Below are 24935 nucleotides of genomic sequence, written 5' to 3' on the forward strand. Positions count from 1 at the left end.
GTCGTTCGTCCGGTCCTGTATTACATATCAGGCGGACCGGCGGACCATGCTGCACCAAAGGGCAAGTTTCAATCGCTTGTCTTGCTGCAATGCTCGACAGTCGTGCGGCCACGCCGCGTGCCTTGCCTGCCTTGCCCGAACGGAGCGCGCGCGTGAAGAAGATCCTGATACTGCTCGCGCTGATCCTCGCGGTTGTCGCCTTCTTCTGGTTCGACGCAGGCCAGTATCTCACGCTCGACGCGCTAAAGGCGCGGCAGGGTGAGATCGACGCGCAGTATCGCGCTGCACCGCTGCTGGTCGCGGGCGTGTTCTTCCTCGCCTATGTCGCGCTGACGGCACTATCCATCCCGGGCGCGGCGATCCTGACGTTGGCGGCGGGCGCGATCTTCGGGCTCGTGGTGGGCACGGTGCTGGTGTCGTTCGCCTCGACCATCGGCGCGACACTGGCGTTCCTCGCCTCGCGTTTCGTGCTGGGCGAGACGGTGCAGAACCGCTTCGGTGCGCGCCTGAAGGCGATCAACGAAGGGATCGAACGCGACGGCGCGTTCTACCTGTTCTCGCTGCGGCTGGTGCCGATCTTCCCGTTCTTCATCGTCAACCTGCTGATGGGGCTGACGAAAATCCGCACCTTGACCTACTTCTGGGTGAGCCAGATCGGCATGCTTCTGGGCACGGTCGTCTATGTCAACGCGGGCACGCAGCTGGCAGGGATCTCGAGCTTGCGCGATGTCGCCTCGCCGGGACTGCTGCTGTCGTTCGCCGGACTGGGGCTGCTGCCATGGGCGGGCAAGAGCGTTATGGCACTGATCAAGCGGCGGCGGGTTTACGCGCGGTGGACGAAGCCCAAGCGGTACGACCGCAACCTGATCGTCATCGGCGCAGGCGCGGCGGGGCTGGTGTCCTCGCTGATCGCGGCGACTGTCAAGGCCAGCGTCACACTCGTCGAATCGGGCAAGATGGGCGGCGATTGCCTCAATTACGGCTGCGTGCCGAGCAAGGCGCTGATCAAGAGCGCCAAGATCGCGCAAGCGATGCGCCACGCCGACACTTACGGGCTGAACCCGGTCGAGCCGCAGTTCAGCTTCAAGGCGGTGATGGCGCGCATCCATGCGGTGATCGCGGCGATCGAACCCAACGACAGCGTCGAGCGCTACACCGGCCTCGGCGTCGACGTGGTGCAGGGCCACGCGCGGATCGTCGATCCGTGGACGGTAGAAATTACGCGCAATGACGGCGGCACGCAGCGGCTGACGACGCGGAGCATCGTGATCGCGGCGGGCGCATCTCCCGTGGTCCCGGATCTGCCGGGCCTGAACGAAAGCGGCTATCTGACCAGCGACACGCTGTGGGACGCTTTCGCCAAGCTCGACACGATTCCCGCCCGGATCGCCGTGCTCGGCGGCGGACCGATCGGGTGTGAGCTGGCGCAGGCGCTCGCCCGGCTGGGCGCACAGGTCTCGCAGATCGAAATGGGCGAACGGCTGCTCCCGCGTGAGGACGACGACGTCTCGGCATTGGCGCGGGCCTCACAGGAAGCCTCGGGCGTGCATGTGCTGACGGGCCATGCGGCGCAGCACGTCGAAGAAGGGCGGTTGATCCTCAAAGCGGGCGATGCTGAAACGCCGCTCGCCTTCGATGCGCTGATCGTCGCGGTCGGGCGCAAGGCGCGGCTGACCGGCTATGGCTTGGAAGAACTCGGCATCGACACCGCAAAGACCGTGGTCACCGACGGTTATCTGGCGACGGTCTACCCCAACATCTTTGCGGCAGGCGACGTGGCGGGGCCTTACCAGTTCACCCACACCGCCTCGCATCAGGCCTGGTACGCCAGCGTCAACGCGCTGTTCGGCCAATTCCGCAAGTTCAAGGCCGACTACCGCGTGATCCCCGCTACGACCTTCCTCGACCCCGAAATAGCGCGCGTCGGGTTGAACGAGCGCGAGGCGACCGCGCAGGGCATCGCCCACGAAGTCACGCTATGGCCGATGCATGAACTCGACCGCGCGATTGCCGAGAGCGAGACCGGCGGCTTCGTCAAGGTACTGACCGTTCCGGGAAAGGACCGCATCCTCGGCGTCACCATCGTCGGCGCGCACGCGGGCGAACTGCTGGCGGAATACGTGCTGGCGATGAAGCATGGGTTGGGGCTCAACAAGATCCTCGGCACGATCCACACCTACCCGACCATGGCCGAAGCCAACAAGTTCGCGGCAGGTGCGTGGAAGCGCAAGCATGCGCCCGAGCGGCTGCTGGAGTGGGTAAAACGCTACCACGCGTGGCGTCGCGGCTGAGCGATACAAGCATCTAAACAATCCCGAATGATGGAGCATACCACTTGAGGCGTTCGCTGCTTTACCCCGCTGCCGCGATGGCGGTCGTGCTGGCGACACCGGCCATGGCGCAGCAAGCGGGTCTGCAGGTTTCCGTGGTCGATGCCGCCAGTGGCGAGCCGGTTGCAGGCGCGCAAGTGGTGTTTGAAAACGCCGCCATCGCCGTCCGACGCACCGTGCGCAGCGACGCGCAGGGGCTGGCGCGGTTGCAGGCGCTCGGCACCGGTGGCGCATGGGTGGTTTCGACCGCCGCCAGCGACACTTACCAAGAGGCGCAGGCGCAACCGGTACAGTTGCGTGCCAACTTTGCCAGCAGCGTGACCTTGCGCGTGAAGCCCGTCGGCGCGTCCGAAATCACGGTCACCGCCGCGCGCGCGGTAACCGGGATCAACACCGTCAACGCCGAAATCTCGGCCTCGCTGAGCCAGGTCGAACTGGCCGCGCTGCCGATCGAGGGGCGCGACGTGATCGGATCGCTGGTGCGCCTGCCCAATGTCGTCGCATCGACCGGGTTCTTTCCCGAAGCGCCGGTGATCTCGATCAATGGCTCGAACGGCCTCGACACCAACTACCTGATCGACGGGCTGGACAATAACGAGAATTTCCTTGGCGGGCCGAAGTTTCCGGTGCCGCTGGGCTTCGTCCGCGCGGTCACCGTACTGGCGAACAGCTATTCGGTGGCTTACGGGCGCACCCCCAACGGCGTCGTCAACTTCACCTCGCCATCGGGCACCAACGATCTGCACGGCGAGGTCTACGCACTGGTCCGCCCCGGTCGCCCGCTCGATGCCGCATCGGCTTTCCCGCGCCGCGATCTCAGCGGCAACCCGGTCGGCGAAAGCTTCGAACGCTATCAGGCAGGCGCCAGCATCGGCGGTCCGATCGTGCGCGACACCACGTTCTTCTACGCCAACCTCGAATATACCCGCGACCGCAACGTGCAGATCGTCGATGCGCCCGCGCTGGGCACGGTCGCCAACGTCACCGGGCACAACCAGTCGCTGCTCGGCTCGCTGCGGCTCGACCATCGCCTGTCGGATGACTGGAGCGCGAGCCTGCGCGCCAATGTGGGCCGCGTCAGCATCGATCGACCCGGCGGCGGGCTTGGCGGCGGCAACGCGACTTTCCCCAGCGCCGGGTCCGATCAGGACCGCTTCTCGACGCTGGTTGCCGCAAGCCTGCGCTATTCGGGCGACGACTGGAGCTACGACGGCGCGCTGCAGTTCAGCCGCTTCCGCTGGAACTATGCCCAGCCCAAGGGGCTAGCGGGGCCGCAAGTGGCGATCGTCGGCCCCAGCGGGTTGACCATCGGTGTGGTCGGACATCCGGGATACGTGTTCGATGATCTGGAGAAGACCTGGGCCACCACGCACCGCCTCGAACGGCGCGCTGGCAATCACCGGGTCAGCCTCGGCGTTGATCTGCTGCACTCGAACTTCGCACTGCTCGGCGGCGGCAATCCCGATGGCAACTTCACCGTGCAACTGACCCCCGCGCAACTCTCCACGCTGGCTGCATCGGGCCAGGGCGTGAACCTTGGTGCGCAGGATGTGCTGGCGTTGAATCCGACGGTACTGAACTACGCGGTCGAACTACGCCCGCAAAGTTTCGGCACAGACCAGACGCAGCTCGCGCTCTATGTAGAGGACGAATGGAACCTGACCCCCCGCCTGACCGCCACGCTCGGCCTGCGTTGGGACTATGATTCGCTGACCGCAAAGGGTGGCAGGGGCGGCGACACGAACAACTTCGCCCCGCGTCTGGCGCTCAACTATCGCCCCGATGCGCGCTCGTCGTTCCGGTTCGGGGCAGGGCTGTTCTACGGCAAGCTGGGCTACACGGTGATTTCGGACGCGCTTCAGCGCAACACGACCTCTGCCGGGTTCCTCAGCCAGTTGCGCGCATTGCAGGGCAGGGGGATCATCCCGGCAGGCGTCGACCTTGCGGACGTGACGTTCGACGGCAACCTCACGGTAGCGCCGCCCTGCGCCACCGTGGCGACCTGCCCGACGCCTGCCCAAGTCCAGGCCCAACGCGCCACCGCCACGCTGGGTGAAGGGCGCATCCTCAATCCATTCGGCTACAAAAGTCCCCACAGCCTGCAACTCAGCGGTGGCTACCAGTTCCAGGCGAGTGACACGATCACGCTGGGCGCGGACGTGATCTACAGCCGCTCGCACAATCTGGTGCGGCTGCGTGATTTCAACGCCCCCGCGCCGTTCAGGCCGAACGTCGCCAATCTGACTGCCGCCAACATCGCGCTGCTGCGCGCCCAGCCCGATAACGCAAGCAGGCTGGCGCTGGCGCAAAGCCTTGGGCTCGTGCGCAGTCAGGCGGCTGCCGATGCGACCCGCCCGGTGGCGCTGGTGGCAGGAGGCGCGCGGCAGATCACCGTGTCCGAAACCGCCGGCAACGCGACCTACCGCGCGCTGGTGCTGCAATTGGCGAAGTCACGGGGCGAGGGCTGGTACGCCCTGCGCCTGTCCTACACCCTGTCAAAACTCACCAACGACACCGACGACGTCAACTTCCGCGCGTCCGATGCCAACACGTTCGGCGCTGATTATGGGCCATCGGCGAACGACCGGCGGCACGTCATCTCGGCGGTCGGCACGGTCTATCCCTTGGACGGCCTGACCCTGACCGTGGCAGGGCTGTTCCAGTCGGGACAGCCGGTCAACTTCGTGCCCGATGCCGCCATCTTCGGCACGCAGGACCTCAACGGCGATGGCCAGTCCTTCGGCGAAAACTACGTCGGCAATTCCGACCGCTACCCCGGCGAGGCCCGCAATTCCGGGCGCCTGCCATGGTCGGCAACGGTCGACCTTGGCCTGCGTTATGCCATTCCCGCATTCGCCGGACGGCTGGAGCTGAGCGCCGACGTATTCAACCTGCTCAACGCCAACAACCAGTCGGGCTTTGCCAACGCGGCGACGACATCGAACCAGATCCAGTTCGGCGAATGCGCGCCCTTCGTCCAGCGCAATGCCGCCCCGCCGCGCCAGTTCCAGTTCGGCGCGGCGTGGAAGTTCTAACCTGAGCGAGCGCGGTCAGGCGCTCTCGCGCTTGGCCATGTCGAGCGCGATGTCGACGATCATGTCCTCCTGCCCGCGCACCATCTTGCGACGCCCCACTTCGGCCAGGATCGCGCGCGTATCGACACCATAGTCGGCGGCGGCCTTTTCGGCATGGCGCAGAAAGCTTGAATAGACCCCGGCATAGCCCAGCGTCAGCGTCTCGCGATCGACGCGCACCGGGCGGTCCTGCAGCGGCCGTACCAGTTCTTCGGCGGCGTCCATTAGCGCGTAAAGATCGCAGCCGTGGTTCCAGCCCATGCGGTCAGCTGCTGCGATGAACACTTCGAGCGGGGCATTGCCTGCACCAGCGCCCATGCCGGCAAGGCTGGCATCGACGCGGACCACCCCGTTCTGCACCGCGACGATCGAGTTGGCGACGCCGAGCGACAGGTTGTGGTGGGCATGAACCCCGCGCTGCGTTTCGGGCTTGAGCACGCGATCGTAAGCCTGACAGCGCGCGGCATATTCATCCATGTTCATCGCGCCGCCGCTGTCGGTCACATAGACGCAGTGCGCGCCATAGCTTTCCATCAGCAGCGCTTGCTGCGCCAGCGCCTCGGGCGGGGACATGTGGCTCATCATCAGGAAGCCCGACACGTCCATGCCGAGATTGCGCGCCGCCTCGATGTGCTGGCGGCTGACATCGGCCTCGGTGCAATGCGTGGCGATGCGCACCGACTTCACGCCCATGTCACTCGCCCGTTTGAGGTTGTGCACAGTGCCGATGCCGGGCAGCAGCAACGTGGTCAGGATACTGTGTTCGAGCACTTCGGCGACCGCGCCGATCCAGTCCCAGTCGGTATGCGCACCGAAACCGTAGTTGAAGCTGGACCCTTGCAAGCCGTCGCCATGTGCCACCTCGATCGCATCGACCTTGGCCGCATCGAGCGCCTTGGCGATCTTGACGACATGGTCGAGACCATACTGGTGGCGGATGGCGTGCATGCCATCGCGCAGGGTCACGTCCTGGATGTAGAGCTTGTCTGTGGTCGGATCGAAACTCATGCCGCCATCCTTTCCGCGATCTTTTCGGCGGTCTTCAGCGCAGCCGAGGTCATGATGTCGAGATTGCCCGCGTAGGCCGGCAGATAATGCGCCGCGCCCTCCACTTCGAGGAACACGCTGACCTTCAGCCCGGTGAAGCTGGTCCGTCCGGTACTGGCCATTTCGGAAATATGCAGCGGCTGGTTGTCGCCGATGCTTTCGAACTGCGCCGCCTGCTTCAAGCGGTAGCCGGGCACGTAAGCCTGCACATCGGCCACCATGTCATGGACCGACTGGCGGATCGCCTCGCGATCACCGTCCTCGCACAGGCAGTAGACCGTATCGCGCATGATCAGCGGCGGCTCTGCGGGGTTGAGGATGATGATCGCCTTGCCGCGCGTCGCGCCGCCGACATCGACGATCGCCTGGCTGGTGGTCTCGGTGAACTCGTCGATGTTGGCGCGCGTGCCGGGGCCTGCGCTCTTCGAACTGATCGAAGCAACGATCTCGCCATAGTGGACCTTGGCCACGCGATTGACTGCCGCCACGATCGGGATCGTGGCTTGACCACCGCAAGTGACCATGTTGACGTTGGGCCGCGTCGAGGTGGGCATCGCCGTTGACCGGGGGAATGGTGAAGGGGCCGATCGCGGCCGGCGTCAGGTCGATCACGCGCTTGCCATGCGCCTGGAGCAGTTCGTTGTTGCGCACGTGCGCGCCTGCGCTGGTCGCGTCGAACACGATGGCGATATCGGCGAACTCAGGCATCGCGATCAACCCCTCGATTCCAGCGGAGGTGATCGCCACGCCCAGTCGCTCTGCGCGCTTGAGCCCGTCGCTCTCAGGATCGATGCCGACGAACGCACCCATCTCGAGCACGTTGGACAGGCGCATGATCTTGATCATCAAATCGGTGCCGATATTGCCCGATCCAATGATCGCGACTTTCGTCTTGCTCATGATTTCAACCCTTTGAATATGTGAACGAGCATGAGCCTAAGCCGCCGACGAAGGCTTCGACCTTTTCGCCGGGACTCATCGGGACCATCGGGCCGAGCGCGCCTGCCAGCAGCACATCGCCTGCCTTCAATGGCTCTCCGCGCGCTGCCAGCGTTCGCGCGAGCCATGCAGCAGCGTTGAGCGGATGGCCGAGCGCGGCCGCACCGACGCCCAGCGAAACCGTCTCGCCGTTGATCTGCATGACCATCCCGGCCGTCCAGATATCGAGTCCCGCCAGAGGCTTGCCGTCTTCGGCGAGCACGAAAAATGCGGACGATCCGTTGTCGGCCACGGTATCGGCAAAGGTGATCTTCCAGTCGGCAATGCGGCTGTCGACGATCTCGATCGCGGCGTGGACGGTGGCGACGGCGGCGGCCACTTCCTCGACAGTCGTTTCTGAAGAGGGCAGGTCGGCGCCCAGCACGAACGCGATTTCGGCCTCGGCCTTGGGCTGCAGGCAGCGCGCCGGGTCCAGCATGCCGCCATCGGCAACGCGCATGTCGTCGAACAGCACACCGAAGTCCGGTTGATCGACCCCGAGTTGTGTCTGAACCGCCTTGGCGGTCAGCCCGGCCTTGCGCCCGACGATGCGGCGACCCTGCGCTTCCCAGAACCGCGTATTGATCGTCTGCACGGCATAAGCACCGGCGACGTCGGTCGGCTCCAGGCCGTCGCGCATCGGCGCGATGGGCTGCGCCGCATAGGCCTCACGCAGGCGCAGGGCGAGCGTTTCGTAACTGGGTTTGCTCATCGATCCACATCCTCTCTTGTCCCGATACCTATCGAAGCACCCCCTTGGCACCAGAGCGGCAGCGCACTATCGTCTCGCTAGATGAGACAGAGCGCTGACAGCAAGGGAACCCCCACCGTCGCTGCCTTGAGCCGGAGCCTGGCGCTGCTCGAGGCCGTTCTGGCCGATCGCGATGGGAGCAGCATGGCCACCATCGCCGCCCGGGTGGGCCTGCCGAAGGCGACCGCGCACCGGCAAGCGACGACCCTGCTGCAGGATGGCTTTCTCAGGCGGTTAGCGACCGGCCAGTTGATAGCGGGTCCACGCCTTGTCGCATTGGCGCAGATGCTAGATCACCGGCAGGTCGTCGTGGCCGCAGCCGCGCCCGTGCTCCATCGCCTGGCGCTCAAGCTGGGCTGCGTCGCGCAGTCGGGAACGCTCGAAAACGACATGGTCACTTACCGGATCAAGACTGGTCAGGGCGCCGAAGGGCTGTTCACCCGCGTCGGCCTTCAGCTCGAAGCGTACTGCACCGGCATCGGCAAGGTCCTGCTCGCCCATCTGAGCGAGCGCGAGCGCGAAGCCTATCTCGCGACCGGCCCGTTTCCCGCGCTTACCACGCACACGATCACCGAACCTGCCGCCCTGCGCGTGGAACTGCAGCGTATCCGCGCCCAAGGCTATGCGCGCGACAACGAGGAGATCACCGAAGGCCTCGTCTGCTTTGCCGCACCGCTCAGGATCGGAGAGGGTGAGGTGGTCGCAGCCATTTCCGTATCCAGACTGACTGAGGATCTGCGTCCCGGATTGCAAGCCGCCACGATCAATGCCCTGCTGAGCGCTGCTTGTGAAATCGAAGCCGCGATCCGAACAGGCTGAGCAGGCACAAACCCTGCAATCACGCTGCCAAATCAGCCTGATCAGGCGATCGGCTCATCTGTGATCATCTTCCCAGCGGCGCAACACGCGGCGTTCGACCGCGCGGAACAAGGCGTCGAGGTCCTGTACATTGACGTCGAGCACTTCGTCCCACTCCTCGATCACGGCGTCGAGGTCGGCCTTTTCATACGTTCCCGCCCATGTGCCTTGCGGCATCGGTGGGGCCTGGACCGGCACGTGCGGCCACGCGTGGCCGGTGAGGTTGTTGTAGAGCCACCCTGTGCCGATCAAGGCGAGGACATTGAGCAGGAGTGGGAGCAGTACGCTCGACCAGCCGCCATCGACTGCACTGGCTGCCAGCACACCGACGATCGCGCAGGCGCCGCCCGGCGGGTGCAGGCAGCGCGCATAGGTCATGACCGCGATGGCGAGCGCGACGGCGAGCCCTGCGGCCAGCATCGGGATGCCGATTGCATGACCGACCAGCAGCCCGACCAGCGCAGACAGCATGTTGCCGCCGAGCACGGACCACGGTTGCGCCAGCGGGCTAGCCGGTACCGCGAATACCAGTACCGCCGATGCACCGATCGGCGCGACGATCCATGGCCAGTGATAGGCGTCGGGCACCGACAGACCGAATGCCGCCGCCAGCACAACCCCGATCAGCGCACCGGCGGCTCCGCGCGCCCAGCCCAGCCGTCCGCCGAAGCGCAGTTGTCCCAAAGCGGCGGGGCGGGGAAGCGGCATCATCGGCAGGCACCTTTTCGACTGGCGCTCTTTCAGATGGTCACGCAGCGCAGGCAAGAAAAAAGGGGCCGACCCGAAGGCCAGCCCCTTGATTTTCGGCGGTTGCCGAAGCGGCTTAGCGCTTCGAGAACTGGAAGCTCTTGCGAGCCTTGGCCTTGCCGTACTTCTTGCGTTCCACGACGCGCGGATCGCGGGTCAGGAAGCCGGCAGCCTTTACGGCAGCGCGAAGTTCAGGTTCGAACTTCGACAGGGCCTGGGCGATGCCATGCTTTACCGCGCCGGCCTGGCCCGAAAGACCACCACCCTTGACGGTGCAGACGATGTCGTACTGCTCTTCGCGACCGGCAACCTGGAACGGCTGGTTGATCACCAGACGCAGGGTCGGACGGGCGAAGTAGACCTGCTGGTCGCGACCGTTGACGGTGACCTTGCCCGAACCGGGCTTGAGCCACACGCGGGCAACGGCGTCCTTGCGGCGGCCGGTCGCGTACGAACGGCCCTGCGCGTCGACTTCGCGGTCGCGGATCGGTGCAGGTGGGCCGGTGCGGATTACCGGAGCTGCAACTTCGCCTTCTTCAGCCGGAGCCGAAGGTGCGACAGGAGCAGCGGCTGTCAGATCCTTGAGATCTGCCAGGCTCGATACGGTGTTGTCGGTGTCGGCCATGATTATGCACCCACCTTGTTCTTGCGGTTCATCGAAGCGACGTCGAGCGCCACCGGCTGCGTGCCGGCATGCGGATGCTCGGCACCGGCATAAAGGTGAAGGGCGCGCATCTGCGCACGGCCCAGGGGACCACGCGGGATCATGCGTTCCACAGCCTTTTCAAGCACGCGCTCGGGGAAACGACCGCTGAGGACCTTGTCCGCAGTCACTTCCTTGATGCCGCCGGCATAACCGGTGTGCTTGTAATAGATCTTGTTCTTCAGCTTGTTGCCGGTCAGGCGCACCTTGTCGGCGTTGATCACGACAACGTGATCGCCGCAATCGACGTGGGGCGTGTAGCTCGGCTTGTGCTTGCCGCGCAGACGGTTGGCGATAACGACGGCCAGACGGCCGACCACCAGACCTTCGGCATCGATAAGATGCCAGTTCTTTACCACCTCGGCCGGTTTGATCGACCGGGTGACCTTGCTCAGTGCCTTCATGGCGCTTCGGTTCCCTGGATTTCAGTACACCGGACACGGCAGGCGATGGCCTGTGCATCACGGCGAGGAAGCGCGCCTCTGTTGCATATGGCCCCCAGAGTCAAGCAAATGCGGGGCTTTGCAGAGAGGTAAAATAATACCGCCGTGTTTTCAGGTGCGCCGCGAACCCAGCAAATGTGCACTCCACACGGTTACGCCGACGAGTACCGCGCCGATTAGCTGGTGTAGCACTGCGATCCACAGGGTGACGCCACTCCATACGGTGAAGATGCCGAGCAGGACCTGCGTGCCAAATGCCGAGTGGAGTACAATCGAGGCTTTTCTGTGTGTTCTCCGTAGCTTGCGTGCGACAACGATCAGCACTGCGACGACCGCCCATGCCCACCAGCGGTGAATGAAGTGGACGAGGTAGGGGTCTGAGAGCAGCGCGTGGCCCGCGCCGAGTGCCCAGTCTACGCCTTCGGGATAGAGGCTACCCTGCATCAGCGGCCAGGTGTCCCAGTTGAACCAGCCGCCTCCGGCAGCCGTTCCGGCGCGCAGGCCGGCGACGAGAGCGCCATAAAAAAGCTGTAATGTCAGCATGATGAGCGCCACCGTGCCAAGCTTCGAAAGGCGCGAGCGGGGCTGTCCCTTGTCTAGCGCGAGGAGGTCGAGGGCAGTCCAGACGAGGCCACCGAGCGTGAACAGGGCGACGAGCAGGTGCGTGGCAAGGCGGAAGTGGCTGACCTTTATGTCGTTGACGATGCCCGATTTTACCATCCACCAGCCGACCGCACCCTGCGCCGCGCCGAGCGCCAGCAGCGCGAGCAGCCGAGGCTTGTAACCCTCTGGAATCGCGCGCTTAATCCAGAAGTAGGCGAGGGGAATCGCGAACACCATGCCGATCGTCCGAGCGAGCAGGCGATGGACCCACTCCCAGAAGAAGATGAACTTGTACGTTTCCAGCGTCATACCGGCCGGCCCATTGACGCGCTGGTACTGCGGGGTGGCGCGATAGGCGTCGAATTCGGCCTGCCATTGCGCGTCGGTGATCGGCGGGATCGTGCCCGTCACGGGCTTCCATTCGGTGATCGAAACACCCGATTCGGTGAGCCGGGTAATCCCTCCGACGGCGACGATTGCGAGCACCATGAAAGCGACCAGAAACAGCCAGCGCGCAAGGGTTTTAGGGCTCGGCACGCGCGAAGAAGTGAGGTTCGTCGACATGGCAGAAGCCCCTGCTCCCGGCCCCAGAAAAGCGCAATAGGCATTGTCGGGCAGGCTGAATCGGAGGGCAAAGTGGTTGTGGGGGATTGAGGGTGGGTCGGTGGGGTGTCTGGGGGGTGTAGTGGGGGTGCTGTGGTCCCAATCTACCGGTCTGCAGCGACCTTGCGCGGTGGATCGGCTTCGGTGGTCATGAAATTCGATGACCCGCACTCTTGTCGGATGATACAGTATAACATATATAGCGTCCGGATGAGTGATGCCATGCTTGCCTTGCGTGCCCGGCTGGACCGGATCGGAGTGCTCCTTTCAGGGCTGTGCCTGCTACATTGCGTCGCGGGTATCTTCCTTGTCGGGATGCTCGGCTTGGGCGGGACAGCGTTGCTCGACCCGGACATCCATCGTTGGGGTCTGGCCTTCGCGCTGGTGATCGGCGCGGCCACCATCGGTATCGGCGCGCTGCGCCATGGACGCTTCCTGCCATTGGCGGTGGGCGGCACCGGGCTGGGGCTCATGGCGGGCGCGGTGGCGGTCGGTCATGGCAATGCCGAAGTCGTGCTGACCGTGTGCGGCGTGATCCTTGTGGCGACCGCGCACGTCCTCAACATCCGGCAGGCGCACTGAGCGCAACGCTTGCACGCCGCCCTGCCCGCGTTAAAGCGGGCGGCATGAGCGAGACCCTATCCCTTACCGTCAATGGCGAACCGCGCCGCGCCGCGCCCGGATCGATTGCCGATCTGGTGCGTAGCCTTGAACTCGAGCCGACCAAGGTTGCGGTCGAGCGCAATGGCGAGATCGTGCCGCGATCGACACTGGCCAATGTCCCGATCGCCGATGGGGACGTTCTGGAAATCGTGCATTTCGTCGGCGGAGGACAGAGCGACGTGACAACTGCTGATACATGGACCGTTGCGGGCCGCACTTTCACGTCGCGGCTGATCGTGGGCACCGGCAAGTACAAGGACTTCGAGCAGAACGCCGCTGCCGTGGCGGCCTCGGGCGCGGAGATCGTGACCGTGGCGGTGCGGCGTGTGAATGTGTCGGACCCCAAGGCACCGATGCTGACCGACTTCATCGATCCCAAGAAGATCACCTACCTGCCCAACACCGCAGGCTGCTTTACCGCCGAAGATGCGATCCGCACCTTGCGGCTGGCGCGCGAGGCGGGCGGCTGGGATCTGGTGAAGCTGGAAGTCTTGGGCGAGGCGCGCACGCTGTACCCCAACATGATCGAGACGATCCGCGCGACCGAAGTGCTGGCCAAGGAAGGCTTTTTGCCGATGGTCTACTGCACCGACGATCCGATCGCGGCCAATCAACTGGAAGATGCAGGCGCGGTGGCGGTCATGCCGCTGGGCGCGCCGATCGGATCAGGCCTCGGCATCCAGAACCGCGTGACCATTCGCCTGATCGTGGAGGGTGCCAAGGTGCCGGTGCTGGTCGATGCGGGCGTGGGCACTGCATCTGATGCTGCGGTGGCGATGGAGCTCGGCTGTGATGGGGTGCTGATGAACACTGCGATTGCCGAAGCGAAGGACCCGCTGCGCATGGCGCGGGCGATGAAGCTGGCGGTCGAGGCCGGGCGCGATGCCTATCTTTCAGGGCGCATGGGCACGCGCAAGTATGCCGATCCTTCGAGCCCGCTGGCGGGATTGATCTGAGGCTGGAAGATGCCCACCCCCGGCCCCTCCCGCGTGCGGGAGGGGGGAAGACGGGGGTTGTTCCAGACCCTCCCGCGTGCGGGAGGGAGGAAGTCGGGGGTGGCTCTAGACCCTCCCGGGTGCGGGAGGGGGAAGTCAGGGGTGGCTCTAGAATTCGTCCCAGTCCTGGCCGACGGCGACTGGTGCTCGGGCCGGGAGTGACGACGTCGCGCGGGTGGGCGCCGGGCGCGATCGGGCTGCACGTGGGGGCGCGGTGCGAATGTCGCGGTTGCGCGTTTCGGCGGGCATGCGGAATGCGCCGACGTTCTCCGACAGGATGTTCGCCTGTTCGGCAAGGCTGCGCGCGGCGGCGGCGGATTCTTCGACCATCGCGGCATTCTGCTGGGTCATCTGGTCCATTTCGGCCACGCTTGCGTTGACATCCCTGAGCTGAGCCACCTGATCTCCGGTCTTTTCCGCAACATCGGTGATAAAGCTGTTGATCTGGCTGATGCGGGTGGACAGTTCCACAAGCACTTCGCGGGTGCGTTCGACCGTGGTCACGCCTTGCGCCACCGCGCCCGAACTGGCGGTGACCAGCTTCTTGATGTCGCTGGCAGCATCGGTGCAGCGCTGGGCGAGCGCACGCACTTCGGTGGCGACGACCGCGAAGCCCCGGCCTGCTTCGCCCGCACGTGCAGCTTCGACCCCGGCGTTGAGCGCGAGCAGGTTGGTCTGGAACGCGATGCCGTCGATCAGGCCGACGATGCGTGAGATTTCATTCGAGGAGCGTTCGATCTCCTGCATCGACGTGGTCGCCGATGCCGCGATGTCCTGGCCCTCAAAGGCTTTTTCGACGGCGGTCGCGACCGAGCGGTTGGCTTCACTGGCCTGGGCCGCAGTGGTCGCAAGCGCCGAGGTGACTTCGTTCATCGCCGCAGAAGCGCGTTGCAGGTTTGCGGCCTGGCGTTCGTTGCGCTGGGCAAGATCTGCCGAAGCTGCGTTGATCTCGTCGCTGCCGCCAAGCACGTTCTGGGCAAGGCCGCTGATGCTCGCCATCGTCGCGGCAATACTGGCGACCCCCTGGTTGTAGTTGACGCGCAGGCTGTCGCAGTCCTCGGGGAAAGGTTCGACGATCGAGTTGCTGAGGTCGTTCTGGGCAAGACGGCCAAGGGCTTGGTTCATCTGTTCGATGATGATGCGCTGCCCCGCTTCGAGCGAGATCGCCCTCTCGGTCGTATTACGGAAGCCGTCCATCGCGCGCGTCATGCGACCGACACAATCGCCATTTTCCGTATAGCGGATCGGGCTTTGAATGTCGCCCTGTGCCATCGCTTCGAGCCGTAGCACGGTATCGACGTAGGGGCGGCAGACACGGTCGCCCGCGATCGCCAGTGCAGCGGCGACGGCGAGGGTCGATCCCACCGCGATCAGCGTTACGAGCCAGAACGATTGGGCGGGCGCAAACATCAGCGCCGGTATCGCCAGCACATTGAGGCCGGTGATGGCCGTTAGGCCAATCAGAAGAACACGGAACTTCGTGCGGATCGGGGCTTGCGTTTCGAACCAGTGCAACATGGGTGTACTTCCGCCTTCAACATTTGATCATGACAGCGGTTTTTAGGGGCAGGGTGTGAACGTCTGCGCAGGGATGACCTACGCATATTTACAGAGGTGCGTCGGCGGGATCGAACCTGACCGGCAACGGTTCATGGCGCAGGCTTTGCGGAGAATTCATGCCGATAACGACCAATCCTGAATGGCTGCAGCTTGCGGTCTATGCGGTGATCGCGGCGCTGCTGTTGATCGCGCTGTTCAAGATTCCCTTTGTCGGTAAGGTCTTGCGTTCGCTGCTGTCGTTCGGCCTGCTCGCATTCTGCCTGTTCCTGCTGTTCCAGCAAGCGCCGTTCGATCCGAACCTGTCGCGGCTGACCGATCGGCTCGGGCTCGACAGTCAGGAAGTGGTCGGCGACGAATTGCGGATCACGATGGCGCGCGACGGGCATTTCTGGGCCCGGGTCATGATCAACGGGGTTGAGCGGCGGATGCTCGTCGACAGCGGCGCGACGGTTACCGCGATCTCGACGCAGACAGCAGATGCTGCAGGCGTCGAGCGGTCGGTGGGCGGCGTACCGGTCATGGTCCGGACCGCCAACGGCACGGTGCCTGCTGAAACCGGACGGATCGAGCGGCTCGACCTCGGCGGGATCGAGGCGCGCAACCTGAGCGTTGTCATTTCCCCGGCTCTGGGCAACGTCGATGTGTTGGGAATGAACTTCCTGTCGCGGCTCGCGTCCTGGCGGGTGGAGGGGAAAACCCTGATCATGGCGCCCGGGAAGGCGAGCACGCAGTGAGACTGGCGACGCGCGCGTGCATGCGCTGCTCCTTTTGCGCGGGTTCCAGCCGGTCGTCGCAGTCGTATCAAACCGCGTGGGGATAGAAATGCAGGCTTCGACCGTTGTTCTGCCACAGGCAATTCAGACAAGGTATGGGCGATGAGCGAGGACACGCAGCCGACGCAAGGGATGGGCAAGCCGCAGGACAAGGGCGCGCCCGACGGAACAAATACGCCGCGTAAAGGTGGCGGCGAGAGCGCAGGCGGGGCCTATCCCAACCCCCATACCGGCAAGGCGCCGCCGAAGAAGGAATGGCACGGCGGGCAGAGCGAGACCGCCTATCATGGCGGCGGACAGCTGGGCGAGGAAGAGGTGAAGCCGGGTGGCAATTCCAATTCCGGCTCGAAATCCTGAACCCCGGCGAGCGATGGCGATTTTCCGGTTTGCCAAGGCCCGTGGCTGGCGTGGGCGGGGTGAGGGTTTGAGTTTTTTCGCCTATATCTGAGCGAAATCGACCCCGTGATGGCCGTCACGCGTCGGGTTTTTCGATGGGGCCTAATTCTCCTTCTGCCAACAGGGCACACAGGAGAAACCCGATGACCACCACCAAGCTGATCGCTCTCGCCATTGCCGCTGTAACCCTTGCATGCGGCGCAGCGCAGGCCGAGGAAATCCCCACGATCAACGTCATGATCAAGGGCGCCGACCTGCTCGACCCGGCTGCGGTCAAGACGATCGAACTGCGCATCCGCAAGGCCGCGATCAAGGTTTGCCAGACGCCGCAGCAGAGCAGCCAAGGCCTGCTGACCTACGACCGCCCCTGCTTCGTCAAGGCACGCGACAATGCGCTGGCTGGATTGAAGACCGAAATCGCGTCGGCGCGGACCGCCAAGGGCGAACACACGCTGGTCCTGGCTGCGCCTGCACATCCGTGATCGAACCGCAATGAAGCAAAGCCCCGCCGAGCGTATCGGCGGGGCTTTGCTTGCTTAATCGGGCGACGTGATCCAGCATCGCGCCAGGGGTTGCATCGAAAAATCCGACATACTTTCGCTGCAGGATGAAGCCATGACATTACTGGCCGGTTTGCCGGCGATCATCACTGCAGCGCGGGCCGGTGCCATCGGCTATGCCGAGCGCCTGTTCCGCGACGGCGGCTATGACCGGCTCAGCGATGATCCGGCGGCGCTGGCGGTTCACGCGCGGCTGCTCAAGGATCGCGCGTTGTGCCTGCCGCCCGTGGAGCGCGAGGCCGGATTCGCGCAGGCCGCCGCTGCCTATGCACGGGCCGATGCGCTGGGGCCGCAGCTTTATACGCGGCTGAACGTGGCGACGCTGACGCTGCTGGCGGGTGATCGCGCGCGTGCCGCCGTGCTGGCGGGGGAATTGCTGGCGTGGCTTGGCGGTGCGCAGCCCCTGCATGAAACGCCGTTCCTGATCGCGGCGGCAAAGGCCGAGGCGCACTTGTTGCGCGGTGACGGGCAAGCTGCGCAAGCGGCATTGGCGCGTGCGATCGCGCAGGCACCGCGTGCGTTCGAGGACCACGCCAGCACGCTGCGACAACTGCGCATGATCTGTGAGGCGACCGGCAGCGACGACCGCTGGCTCGACGCATTCAGGCCGCCCGCGGCGATGCACTATGCCGGCCATCTCGGTGTCGGCGCGAAGGCGGACGGCGCGCTGATCGAGCGGATCGATGACATGCTGGCGGCTTCGCATGTCGGCTTTGCCTTTGGTGCGTTGGCTGCGGGGGCGGACCTGACGATCGCCGAGCGCGTACTCGAGAGCGGGGGCGAGCTGCATGTCGTGCTGCCGTTGCGTGAAGATGCGTTCGTGGCGCAATCGGTGCGGCCCTACGGAGCCGACTGGGAGGCACGATTTCTTGCGTGCCGCGACGCTGCTGCAAGCTGGACCGAAACCGCGCGCGATACCGGCGCCTATGAGCCGCTCGCCAGCCACCTTGCCGCCGACGTCGCGATGGGATCGGCGGTGCGCCATAGCCGCAGTTTGGGCAGCGAGGCGATGCAACTGGTGATCGTCGACGATGCGCCGGGGCCGCTCGGAGCCGGCATCCACACTGCGCGCGATGTCGAGCGCTGGGCCTCGACCGGGCGGGCGACGCAAGTGCTGCGCGCACCGCGAGCGGCGCCGGTGGTGGCATCGGGCGCGCGCACCGCGCTGGAAGGCCGCGCCGACCGACGGCTGGCGGCGATGCTGCAGATCGAGTTCGCGGGCCTTGCCGATCTGGACGAGGCCGGGCTGGCCGATGCGGTGGCCGATGTGCTGCTGCCGTTCCGGACCGCGCTGGCGGACCTTGCCGCGAAGCCCGAGGTGGTGCTGCCCTGCGGCAACAGCCGGATCATGGCGTTCACCGATCCCGAAAGCGCCTATGCCTTTGCCCGCGCGGCGTTGCTGATTCCGACAGGGCAGTTCGGGCTTACGATCGCGGGGCATTACGGCCTGGCGCACTGGCTGAGCGATCCCGAGGCGCTGATCGGGCGGCCGGTGGACCAGCTCGGCGCGATCGCGGCGGTGGCGTTTCCCGGAACGATCACGGTCAGCGAGGCGTTCGCCTCGGCGCTGTTTCTGGCGGCAGGCGACGAGGTCTATGCCGAGCCGCTGGGCGAGGTGGGCGAATTGCGCATTCACGCCTTGCGCCGCGTGGCACCGGGGCTGGCGTGATGGCTCTAGTAGATCAGTTCTTCGAGGCGATGTTCGGCGACGACACGCAGCGCCTGTTCGTCGCGGGTGATGATCCCGCGGCGTTGCAATGCAGCGATCGTGCGCGAGACGGTTTCGCGCGTGCTCTGGACCCGCAGCGCCAGCTGGCTGAGCACCGGGGGCGGGGCGATCGTCAGGTCGTCGCTCTCGCGCGCCATGCGCAGGATCTCGGCATGGACGCGGCCGGTGGCCGAGAGCGTGCTGCTGCCGGCAAGGCGATGGTTCTGGGCGGAAAGGCGCGCGATCATCTGGCGCGATACGGCCATGGCGACCGACGCGTGCGTGCTCATCAGCCCGAGCATCACGTGCGCCAGCAGCACGGCGGCGCGGACCATGTCGAGCGCGACGATCTCGAGCTCCTGTTCGGTCATCGCGAGCAGCGCGCCTTCGCCGAAGATGTCGCCGGGGCCATACTCCTCGAGCATCGCCTGACGCCCTTCGAGCGAGATCGCGCGCGCGCGTGCCCTGCCCGACAGCACGACGTGGACATGATCGCACCGCGCGCCGAGGCTGACGATGATCGTGCGCGCAGGGAAGCGCGCGTCGCGCGACGCGGCGGCAATCTGGAGCGCGACGTCCTGTGCGCAGGCGAAGAAGCCCGCCAGCAGCGCGGGCATTTCAGCTTCAGGGTAAGGTTGTGCGGGCGTCATCGTGACCGCAGACTACAGGAACCGGGATGGCACGCAAAGGCAGCACGGAGGCGGGGAGGGCGATGATCATGGCACAGCGTGTGCGGGCGACACTGGCGCTTCTTGCCGTGTTAGCGATGACCCTGACGGGGCCTGCGCGCGTGATGGCGCAGGACAGCGCCGCAGTGGCCGATACGGAGCAGACTGCAAACGCCGGGCCCGTCATCCCCACAGGCGATTGCGAGGCGCGGCGACTGTCCAAGGTCCGGCGCGTCGTCGGCGGCACCACCGCGAAAAAGGAAAACGGGCTGTGGCAGGCCGAGATCCTGTCCTCGCCGAGCTATAGCGAAGCCGACCGCGAGTATGATCGCAGCTTGGCCCACGGCGATCCGTGCAAGATCTACCTCGACCTGCGCGCCGATTACGAACTGGCGCACAAGTGCGGCGGATCGTGGCTGGGCGACGGCTTCGTGATTACCGCCGCGCATTGCGTGGACAACATTCCCGGTTTCAACGGCAAGGCGGGGAACGTGCTGACCGACCGGCGGGTGCGGCTTGGCACGCTGTCGCTGCTGGTGACCGACGGCTTCTTCGATATCGACGCGGTGGTGATCCATGCGGGCTACAATTCGGAGCGCAAGCTGGATGATATCGCGCTGATCCGGTTGCGGCCCGATGCCCGTCTGGCGCAATTCAAGTCGGCCAAGCGGCTGGCCGCGATCCGGACGATGGTGCCGTCGGACCCAGACTTTCGCCCCGACGAGGATCTGCTGGTGACCGGATGGGGCTGGATGGGATCGCGCGATGCCAAGGTCATGGTCACGCGGCTCGACAACGAGGGCAACGTCCAGCGCAATCCCTCGGCCTTGCGGCAGTTGCAGTTGGCATGGCTGCCGGACGCAATGTGCCAGGCCGAATATGGCCGGTTCTACGATGCGGGCATGCTATGCGCGGCAAGCCGCGATGCCGATGGCGCGATCGCGTTGGACAAGGACAGCTGCCAGGGCGACAGCGGGGGGCCGTTGACGCGAGTGGGCGCCAACGGCCGCCGCGTGCTGGTCGGGCTGGTATCGGGCGGGACCGGTTGCGGCGCGGGAAAGCCTGCGGTCTACACGCGCGTCTCGGCTTATGCCGACTGGATCAGGCAGGCCAAGCGCGCCGCCGCGAGCGGCCGGGTGGTGCGTGTCCCGGCCGCTGCTGCGCGTTAGGGCATAATTGCGGCGAGCAGCATAGCTGTCGTAAACCGACCCCCAACCCCTCCCTTAAGGGAGGGGAGCGAGACTTATCCCCTTGGGGAGCGAGACTTATCGGACCGCAAGTGATCAGTCCCAGCGGGGTGGGTGTCCGCCATCGGTGCTTGCAGAACCAAACCGCCTTTTACTGCTCGGTCGGCGGGGTGCGTTCCACGACGCCCGTTTGCTCCTGCGGCCCCGTGCGCTCGACCACGCCGGTTTGTTCCTGAGGTCCGGTGCGTTCGACCACGCCCGTCTGCTCTTGCGGACCGGTCCGCTCGACGACGCCGGTCTGCGGATCGGGTGCGGTCTGGGTGGAAGTGGAGGCGGGTTTGACCGATGCGGCTGTCGCGGGGGCGTCGCTCATGCTGTGGCATCCGGCGAGTGCGCAGGCGGTCCCGGCCGCGAGTATGGTGACGATAATCTTGCGCATCGTATTCCCCTTGTTGCTTGGTCTTATGCAAATCCTGCGGCGGCAGCGAGCGAGCGGAACCGTGGCGTTTCCCGCAAGGGGATCAGCAGCGGATCGCTGTACATCATCAGGAAGCCACCGTCGCGCAGCCTCCACGCCTTGTCGAGTTCGTCGAGCGCGCGATCGGGCTCGCCCCACTGGGCATGAATCTGCGCGTACTGGTAGAGGCTCTTGTCGCCCATCTGCCTGACCAGATCGTCGAGCGCCGTTTGCGCGGCGGCGCGGTTGCCGCGCTTGTGCGCGATGATCGCAAGGCCGGGCAGACGGCGCGGCGGGCTCTTCTCGCGCTCGAACGACTGCGCGGCGGCATCGAGATCGCCGAGCATGAGCTGGGCAAAGCCCATCAGCGAATGGATGCCCGAGAGCGTTGGATTGAGTGAGATCGCGAGGCGGTATTGCTCGATCGCCCCGGCATTGTCCCCGGCGACGAAGCGGACGTCGCCGCTCGACCGGAAGGTGCGGGCGTTGAGCGGATCGAGCGTTGCCGAGCGCGCGATGACGCTTGCGGCCTGATCGGTCCGGCGCAGGCGACCAAGGAAGGTCCCGTGGCGCGCGAGGATGTCGGCATCGCCCGGGGCGAGTTCGTAGGAACGCTGGTAAGGAGCAACCGCGGCGCGCATGTCCAGCAGGCCGCTCGAATAGGCAAAGCCGAGCGCGGAGAAGCCCTCGGCAAAAGCGGGCGCGAGCGTGGTGGCCTTTTTGGCGGCGGCGACGGCGCTGGCATAGCCGAGCGTGCGCCCCGCTTCATCGTCATAGAGGTTGCCGATGACCATCAGCGCGCGCGAGCGGGCGGCGTGCGCCCCGGCGTAGGACGGATCGAGCGCAATCGCGCGGTCGAAATAGGCCAGCGCCGCGCGGTCGCTGGCCTCGTCGATCCCGGCTTCGTAGAGGTCGCGCCCGCGCAAGTAGGCATCGAACGCAGAGACATCGGTAGTGCCGCCGACCGCGCCCGCCGCGTCTGTTTCTCGCGGGCCGAGCGCGACAGACAAGGCCTGCGCGACGGTTCCGGCGATCTCGTTCTGCAGAGCGAAGATATCGGCGAGCGGGCGTTCGTAGCTTTGCGCCCATTTGCTGAGGCCCGTGGACCCTTCGGCCATCTGCGCCGCGATCTTGACGCGACCCGCAGCGCGCTGGACGTTGCCCGACAGGACGAACGCGACGCCAAGCTCGCTGGCGATCTTGCGGATGTCGCCCGATTGGCGGTCGACGGTTTCGGACGAGGCTTGCCCCACGATCTGCAGCATCGGGTTGCGGATCAGGCGGGTGCGGATTTCGCTGGTCAGGCCGTCGGAGAAATAGCGCTGTTCGGCCTCGCCGGTCAGGTTGGCGAAAGGCAGAACGGCGATGCTGGGCTTGGGTGAGCCGCCTCGGTTACGCAGCGCGATGCCGCTGCCGACCGCAACCACCGCGACGCTGCCCGCGACGATGGCGGCGCGGCGGGTGACCAGCGCGGGGCGGCGTGCGGGCGTGCGGGGCGGTATCGCCTGCGGTTCGCGTTGGTGGAGCGCGGCGACGGCGCGCAGGAACTTCTGCGCAGGCTCGCTATCGGGTTTGCCCAGCGACTTGCCGATGTCGATGGCCTGGAACTGGCGGAAGCCGAGCGGCGGGAGCGAGCCGTCGATCGACAGCGGCACGAGCCGACCGGAGTTACGCCCGTGTTCGGCCTCGTCATGGACCCAGTACGATGACGTCGAGGTGGCCGACCACAGCACGACCACGGCACTGGCGGCTTCGAGTGCGTCGGCAATGGTCTTGGAGAAGCGTTCGCCGCCTTCGAGCAACCCGTCCCACCATACGCTGAACCCCGCCTGTTCGAGCAGGGCGACAACGGCGACGGCCGCCTTGCGGTCGGCAGAGGCGTAGCTGAGGAAGACGCTGCGTGGAGGGTCGACCATTACCGGGATGTTCCCGGCCGGGCGTCAAGACTGCCGAGCATCGACTTCACCCCCCATTAAATCCCCCGATTACTGTCAGGCATATAGCAGATGTGCGCGTTCGGCCATTGCTCATGCGCAATTGTGGACGGTCCGATTGGTGGGTGGCAAGAATTGCGCGGCGTGGTTACTGTGCCTGCAGCGGGCTGGCGCATCCGGCATAGCGAAGCAGGCGGGGGCCGGTTCGATACATGCCCGGATATGACGTTCAGGCACCGCTTCCACCGCTCGGGTTCGGGATCGGGATCGTGGGTCACAGGCCCGATCGGCTGGTCGATCAGCCCGCGATCGCGCGATGTCTCGGGCGGCTGTTCGGGGTGGTCGAGGAGGCGCTTGGCGCCACGGCGGCGAAGGGCGGACATGGGGCCGCGGTTCCGCCACGATTGGTTTCGGCGCTTGCCGAAGGTGCGGACCGGATTGCGGCGCGTGTCGCGCTGGCGCGCGGCATGGCGCTGGTCGCGGTGCTGCCGTTCGCGGCGGACGTCTACGAGGGCGATTTCGCCGATGCGGCGGCGCGAGATGAGTTTCGACAGCTGGTTGCAGCGGCACAGGCCAGTGTCGTGCTTGATGGGGAAGTTGCGGCACGCGAGCGCGCTTATGACCGGGCGGGGCTGGTGTTGCTCGAGAACGTGGACCTGCTGATCGCGGTGTGGGATGGCGGTCCGGGCCGGGGCCGGGGCGGCACGCGCGAGGTGATCGAGGAAGCGGCGCGGCGCGGCGTTCCGGTGGTGACGGTCTCGACCGACGGGCTGCAGGTGGAACTCCGCAGCGCAAGTCTGGACGCGTACGCATCGCGCTTTGCCGACCTGCCGCGCCTGCCCGAAGCGCGGCTGGAAGGGCTGGTCGCGGAGCTTGTCTCGCTGCCTGATGGCAAAAGCGCGGTTGCAGAATGGGCGTGGCTAAGCCGACTGCCATCGTTCGGGGTGGGCCACCGGGTCTATCCGGCGCTGCTGCGACTGGCCGGGGCCGGTTCGGCGAAATCTGCTTCCCCCATGTCTGCTGCCGGTGACGCGCTGAGCGAGGCATTCGGGTGGTGGGATGCGGCGGCGGTCGAGGCGGCGCAGGCGTTTCGATCGGCGGTGATCGTGAACTTCGGCCTCGCAGCGCTGGCGGTGGTGCTGGCGGCGGGATCGGTGCTGGCGGGACACTGGAAATGGGTGTTCGTCTTGCTCGAGGTGGTGACGATCCTGTTGCTGCTGGCCAATACCGTCGTCGGACGCCGCCGCAACTGGCAGGACCGCTGGCTGGAATCGCGCGAGGTGGCCGAACTGCTGCGCGTCGCGTCGATCCAGCGGTATCTGGCGATCGGGCGGATCGCGGGCGTCGGCGATGGGGGGTGGGCCAGCGCCTATGTCACCGCGTTCACGCGCGCTGCGCCGCTGCGCTCGATCGACCTGTCCAACCCCGCGGCCTCGGGCCTTGAGGCGATCGAGGCGGTGCGGCGGCAGTCCGCGTGGAATGCGGCGACGGCCGGACGGATGCACCGCGCCGCGCACCGGATCGAGCGGTTCGGCGAGATTCTGTTCGGCATAGTCCTGCTGGCAGCGGTGATCTGGCTGGGTCTTTGCGCGACCCTGCCCCAAGTGGCGGCGGCGCTGAAGTATCCGCTGACCGCGCTGTCGGCCGGTTTGCCTGCGGTTGCTACGGCGAGCTACGGGATCAGGGTGATCATCGACTTCGAGGGGATCGCCGAACGCTCGCATCGCATCGCTGCGGGGCTGACGCTGTTGCTCGACAGGCTCGATGCGGGGCCGCGTAGCGCCGAGGGGCTGCAGGGCTTCTGCCGCGCGGCATCGGCCACGATGATCGCCGACGTCGCCTCGTGGCGGCTGCTGGCAGAGGGGCGCCGACTGGCCATTCCGGGCTGAGCGGCGGT

At 65.8% G+C, this 24935-nt stretch carries 21 protein-coding genes and 1 pseudogene; 11 read left to right on the forward strand and 11 right to left on the reverse strand.

Annotated features, from left to right (window positions below; genetic code table 11):
- Positions 1-152 precede the first annotated feature (152 nt).
- On the forward strand, positions 153-2291 hold the full coding sequence (locus GGQ88_RS06360) for an FAD-dependent oxidoreductase (protein WP_183612478.1): 2139 nt from the start codon (positions 153-155) through the stop codon (positions 2289-2291).
- Positions 2292-2335: 44 nt separating this feature from the next.
- Positions 2336-5365, forward strand: a complete 3030-nt coding sequence (locus GGQ88_RS06365; RefSeq protein ID WP_246385575.1) for a TonB-dependent receptor — start codon at positions 2336-2338, stop codon at positions 5363-5365.
- Between the two features lie 15 nt (positions 5366-5380).
- Here the strand turns inward: GGQ88_RS06365 and dmpG are convergent, their stop codons facing one another.
- From dmpG to GGQ88_RS06380, 3 genes and pseudogenes are all read right to left on the reverse strand, one after another.
- Positions 5381-6412, reverse strand: a complete 1032-nt coding sequence (dmpG, locus tag GGQ88_RS06370; RefSeq protein ID WP_183612279.1) for a 4-hydroxy-2-oxovalerate aldolase — start codon at positions 6410-6412, stop codon at positions 5381-5383.
- Positions 6409-7351, reverse strand: a pseudogene (locus GGQ88_RS06375) (acetaldehyde dehydrogenase (acetylating)). Before GGQ88_RS06375 ends, dmpG begins: the two are co-directional and overlap by 4 nt.
- Before the next feature lie 4 nt (positions 7352-7355).
- Positions 7356-8141: a 2-keto-4-pentenoate hydratase gene (locus tag GGQ88_RS06380; RefSeq protein ID WP_183612280.1), complete on the reverse strand. Its 786-nt coding sequence runs from the start codon at positions 8139-8141 to the stop codon at positions 7356-7358.
- 81 nt (positions 8142-8222) lie between these two features.
- On the opposite strand from GGQ88_RS06380, the gene GGQ88_RS06385 reads away from it, so the two are divergent.
- The gene (locus GGQ88_RS06385; protein ID WP_183612281.1) at positions 8223-8999 is read left to right on the forward strand and encodes an IclR family transcriptional regulator; all 777 of its coding nucleotides are present in this window, start codon (positions 8223-8225) and stop codon (positions 8997-8999) included.
- Positions 9000-9053: 54 nt separating this feature from the next.
- On the opposite strand, the gene GGQ88_RS06390 is transcribed toward GGQ88_RS06385, so the two are convergent.
- The 4 genes from GGQ88_RS06390 to GGQ88_RS06405 form a co-directional block, all read right to left on the reverse strand.
- Positions 9054-9749 (reverse strand): HPP family protein, encoded by a 696-nt coding sequence (locus GGQ88_RS06390; RefSeq protein ID WP_183612282.1) that lies wholly within the window; start codon positions 9747-9749, stop codon positions 9054-9056.
- 112 nt (positions 9750-9861) lie between these two features.
- Entirely contained in the window at positions 9862-10410 is a 549-nt protein-coding gene (gene rpsI, locus GGQ88_RS06395) for a 30S ribosomal protein S9 (protein WP_183612283.1), read from the reverse strand.
- Positions 10411-10412: 2 nt separating this feature from the next.
- Positions 10413-10892: a 50S ribosomal protein L13 gene (rplM, locus tag GGQ88_RS06400; RefSeq protein ID WP_183612284.1), complete on the reverse strand. Its 480-nt coding sequence runs from the start codon at positions 10890-10892 to the stop codon at positions 10413-10415.
- A gap of 150 nt (positions 10893-11042) precedes the next feature.
- Positions 11043-12098 carry a COX15/CtaA family protein gene (locus GGQ88_RS06405; RefSeq protein WP_183612285.1) on the reverse strand — a complete coding sequence of 352 codons (1056 nt, stop codon included), beginning with the start codon at positions 12096-12098 and terminating at the stop codon, positions 11043-11045.
- A 249-nt stretch (positions 12099-12347) separates the two neighbouring features.
- Between GGQ88_RS06405 and GGQ88_RS06410 the strand changes: the two genes are divergently transcribed.
- Both GGQ88_RS06410 and thiS read left to right on the forward strand, forming a co-directional pair.
- The gene (locus tag GGQ88_RS06410; RefSeq protein WP_183612286.1) at positions 12348-12719 is read left to right on the forward strand and encodes a MerC domain-containing protein; all 372 of its coding nucleotides are present in this window, start codon (positions 12348-12350) and stop codon (positions 12717-12719) included.
- A 44-nt stretch (positions 12720-12763) separates the two neighbouring features.
- Positions 12764-13756 carry a sulfur carrier protein ThiS gene (gene thiS, locus GGQ88_RS06415; protein ID WP_183612287.1) on the forward strand — a complete coding sequence of 331 codons (993 nt, stop codon included), beginning with the start codon at positions 12764-12766 and terminating at the stop codon, positions 13754-13756.
- 147 nt (positions 13757-13903) lie between these two features.
- Here the strand turns inward: thiS and GGQ88_RS06420 are convergent, their stop codons facing one another.
- Positions 13904-15313, reverse strand: coding sequence for a methyl-accepting chemotaxis protein (locus tag GGQ88_RS06420; RefSeq protein WP_183612288.1), 1410 nt, complete (start codon positions 15311-15313; stop codon positions 13904-13906).
- A 158-nt stretch (positions 15314-15471) separates the two neighbouring features.
- Between GGQ88_RS06420 and GGQ88_RS06425 the strand changes: the two genes are divergently transcribed.
- The 4 genes from GGQ88_RS06425 (at position 15472) to GGQ88_RS06440 (ending at position 18753) form a co-directional block, all read left to right on the forward strand.
- Positions 15472-16089, forward strand: a complete 618-nt coding sequence (locus tag GGQ88_RS06425; RefSeq protein ID WP_183612289.1) for a retropepsin-like aspartic protease family protein — start codon at positions 15472-15474, stop codon at positions 16087-16089.
- 141 nt (positions 16090-16230) lie between these two features.
- Complete coding sequence (locus GGQ88_RS06430; protein WP_183612290.1) at positions 16231-16485, forward strand: hypothetical protein; 255 nt, start codon at positions 16231-16233, stop codon at positions 16483-16485.
- Between the two features lie 182 nt (positions 16486-16667).
- Positions 16668-17006, forward strand: coding sequence for a UrcA family protein (locus GGQ88_RS06435; protein WP_183612291.1), 339 nt, complete (start codon positions 16668-16670; stop codon positions 17004-17006).
- A gap of 133 nt (positions 17007-17139) precedes the next feature.
- Positions 17140-18753, forward strand: coding sequence for a hypothetical protein (locus GGQ88_RS06440; protein ID WP_183612292.1), 1614 nt, complete (start codon positions 17140-17142; stop codon positions 18751-18753).
- A gap of 5 nt (positions 18754-18758) precedes the next feature.
- On the opposite strand, the gene GGQ88_RS06445 is transcribed toward GGQ88_RS06440, so the two are convergent.
- Positions 18759-19442, reverse strand: coding sequence for a Crp/Fnr family transcriptional regulator (locus GGQ88_RS06445; RefSeq protein ID WP_183612293.1), 684 nt, complete (start codon positions 19440-19442; stop codon positions 18759-18761).
- A 26-nt stretch (positions 19443-19468) separates the two neighbouring features.
- Between GGQ88_RS06445 and GGQ88_RS06450 the strand changes: the two genes are divergently transcribed.
- On the forward strand, positions 19469-20629 hold the full coding sequence (locus tag GGQ88_RS06450) for a serine protease (RefSeq protein WP_183612294.1): 1161 nt from the start codon (positions 19469-19471) through the stop codon (positions 20627-20629).
- Positions 20630-20798: 169 nt separating this feature from the next.
- Here the strand turns inward: GGQ88_RS06450 and GGQ88_RS06455 are convergent, their stop codons facing one another.
- Both GGQ88_RS06455 and GGQ88_RS06460 read right to left on the reverse strand, forming a co-directional pair.
- Entirely contained in the window at positions 20799-21086 is a 288-nt protein-coding gene (locus GGQ88_RS06455; protein WP_183612295.1) for a hypothetical protein, read from the reverse strand.
- Between the two features lie 23 nt (positions 21087-21109).
- Positions 21110-23020: a TIR domain-containing protein gene (locus GGQ88_RS06460; protein WP_183612296.1), complete on the reverse strand. Its 1911-nt coding sequence runs from the start codon at positions 23018-23020 to the stop codon at positions 21110-21112.
- 230 nt (positions 23021-23250) lie between these two features.
- Between GGQ88_RS06460 and GGQ88_RS06465 the strand changes: the two genes are divergently transcribed.
- A complete protein-coding gene (locus GGQ88_RS06465) occupies positions 23251-24927 on the forward strand; it encodes a hypothetical protein (protein ID WP_183612297.1) in 1677 nt (558 codons plus the stop codon).
- Positions 24928-24935 lie beyond the last annotated feature (8 nt).

Origin of the sequence: Novosphingobium hassiacum (assembly GCF_014196055.1) — a bacterium.
Classification (GTDB): domain Bacteria; phylum Pseudomonadota; class Alphaproteobacteria; order Sphingomonadales; family Sphingomonadaceae; genus Novosphingobium; species Novosphingobium hassiacum.

Coding starts and splice junctions, on each gene's coding strand:
- dmpG (WP_183612279.1), bottom strand. CDS start 6,412: ATGAGTTTCGATCCGACCACAGACAAGCTCTACATCCAGGACGTGACC.
- GGQ88_RS06380 (WP_183612280.1), bottom strand. CDS start 8,141: ATGAGCAAACCCAGTTACGAAACGCTCGCCCTGCGCCTGCGTGAGGCC.
- GGQ88_RS06385 (WP_183612281.1), top strand. CDS start 8,223: ATGAGACAGAGCGCTGACAGCAAGGGAACCCCCACCGTCGCTGCCTTG.
- GGQ88_RS06390 (WP_183612282.1), bottom strand. CDS start 9,749: ATGATGCCGCTTCCCCGCCCCGCCGCTTTGGGACAACTGCGCTTCGGC.
- rpsI (WP_183612283.1), bottom strand. CDS start 10,410: ATGGCCGACACCGACAACACCGTATCGAGCCTGGCAGATCTCAAGGAT.
- rplM (WP_183612284.1), bottom strand. CDS start 10,892: ATGAAGGCACTGAGCAAGGTCACCCGGTCGATCAAACCGGCCGAGGTG.
- GGQ88_RS06405 (WP_183612285.1), bottom strand. CDS start 12,098: ATGTCGACGAACCTCACTTCTTCGCGCGTGCCGAGCCCTAAAACCCTT.
- GGQ88_RS06410 (WP_183612286.1), top strand. CDS start 12,348: ATGAGTGATGCCATGCTTGCCTTGCGTGCCCGGCTGGACCGGATCGGA.
- thiS (WP_183612287.1), top strand. CDS start 12,764: ATGAGCGAGACCCTATCCCTTACCGTCAATGGCGAACCGCGCCGCGCC.
- GGQ88_RS06420 (WP_183612288.1), bottom strand. CDS start 15,313: ATGTTGCACTGGTTCGAAACGCAAGCCCCGATCCGCACGAAGTTCCGT.
- GGQ88_RS06425 (WP_183612289.1), top strand. CDS start 15,472: ATGCCGATAACGACCAATCCTGAATGGCTGCAGCTTGCGGTCTATGCG.
- GGQ88_RS06430 (WP_183612290.1), top strand. CDS start 16,231: ATGAGCGAGGACACGCAGCCGACGCAAGGGATGGGCAAGCCGCAGGAC.
- GGQ88_RS06435 (WP_183612291.1), top strand. CDS start 16,668: ATGACCACCACCAAGCTGATCGCTCTCGCCATTGCCGCTGTAACCCTT.
- GGQ88_RS06440 (WP_183612292.1), top strand. CDS start 17,140: ATGACATTACTGGCCGGTTTGCCGGCGATCATCACTGCAGCGCGGGCC.
- GGQ88_RS06445 (WP_183612293.1), bottom strand. CDS start 19,442: ATGACGCCCGCACAACCTTACCCTGAAGCTGAAATGCCCGCGCTGCTG.
- GGQ88_RS06450 (WP_183612294.1), top strand. CDS start 19,469: ATGGCACGCAAAGGCAGCACGGAGGCGGGGAGGGCGATGATCATGGCA.
- GGQ88_RS06455 (WP_183612295.1), bottom strand. CDS start 21,086: ATGCGCAAGATTATCGTCACCATACTCGCGGCCGGGACCGCCTGCGCA.
- GGQ88_RS06460 (WP_183612296.1), bottom strand. CDS start 23,020: ATGGTCGACCCTCCACGCAGCGTCTTCCTCAGCTACGCCTCTGCCGAC.
- GGQ88_RS06465 (WP_183612297.1), top strand. CDS start 23,251: ATGCCCGGATATGACGTTCAGGCACCGCTTCCACCGCTCGGGTTCGGG.